The organism is Shewanella olleyana (assembly GCF_023283825.1).
Taxonomy (GTDB): Bacteria; Pseudomonadota; Gammaproteobacteria; order Enterobacterales; family Shewanellaceae; genus Shewanella; species Shewanella olleyana.
Map to the genome: position 1 here is coordinate 1 of NZ_JAKILD010000081.1, position 547 is coordinate 547.

Here is a 547-nt window from a genome sequence, read left to right on the forward strand (position 1 = left end):
TGCAATCACCGCTTTGTCATCAGTACCGTTAATAGTCACGGTCACTTTCTGAGATGTGCCGTCAATTGAGTGAACCAATACGGTGTCAGTTACCGAATCACCTGTTTTTAGTCCTTGAATGACAGATTGGGAGTTATCGGCGGTGTAAACCCAATGGCCGAGATTGTTGATACTCAAGGTACCAAATTGACCTTGAATGGTTTCAGCTTGGAATTGTGATTGGCCGTTATCCACATCGGTGACGGTGAGTGCGCCATCAACTCGAAGCTCTTGTGACGAGATGCCTGAATGAACATCTTTGTCTTCAGTCAAACGTGCCGTTGAAGTACCAGTAATCACGGCTTTATCGTCAGTGCCGTTAATAATCACGGTCACTTTCTGAGATGTGCCGTCAATTGAGTGAACCAATACAGTGTCGGTTACCGAATCACCGGTCTTTAGCCCTTGAATACTGTTCTGAGAATTATCAGCTGTATAAGTCCAATGGCCTAGATTATTAATCGATAGGATACCAAACTGGCCTTGAATGGTTTCAGCTTGAAACTGG

At 44.6% G+C, this 547-nt stretch carries 1 protein-coding gene; it reads right to left on the reverse strand.

Annotated elements, in window-relative coordinates:
* The coding region (locus tag L2735_RS19930) for a VCBS domain-containing protein (protein ID WP_248986318.1) at nucleotides 1–547 on the reverse strand (547 nt) is incomplete at both ends.